Here is a 455-nt window from a genome sequence, read left to right as displayed (position 1 = left end):
AACGGTGGGGTTGTGGTTTACCCGACCGATTCAGGCTACGCGTTAGGTTGTCAGCTTGAAAACAAACAGGCACTGGAACGTATTTGCCAGATCCGCCGCTTAGACGATAAACATAACTTTACCTTGTTGTGCCGTGATCTCTCTGAGTTGTCTCTTTATGCGCGTGTTGATAACACCGCGTTTCGTTTGCTAAAAAATAATACGCCTGGGCCATATACCTTTATTTTCAAAGGGACCAAAGAGGTACCGCGTCGCTTGATGAATGCGAAGCGTAAGACGATCGGTATTCGTGTTCCTGACAACCAAATTGCGCTAGATCTGCTCGAGGCGTTAGGTGAGCCATTAATGTCGACGTCGCTTATCCTTCCGGGCGCTGATGTAACAGAGTCTGATCCTGAAGATATTCGTGACAAGCTAGAGCACGCGGTTGATTGTATTCTTAACGGTGGTTACCT

Annotated in this window: 1 protein-coding gene; it reads left to right on the top strand. The window is 47.5% G+C overall.

Annotation, left to right across the window (positions count from 1 at the left end; genetic code table 11):
- Nucleotides 1-455: L-threonylcarbamoyladenylate synthase (locus QTO00_RS20855; RefSeq protein ID WP_331426407.1), on the top strand; the 455-nt coding region annotated here is incomplete at both ends.

It is taken from the genome of Vibrio sp. M260118, assembly GCF_036533755.1.
Classification (GTDB): domain Bacteria; phylum Pseudomonadota; class Gammaproteobacteria; order Enterobacterales; family Vibrionaceae; genus Vibrio.
Note: the sequence above shows the minus strand (reverse complement) of the source record. Positions and strands in the feature narration are given on the sequence as shown.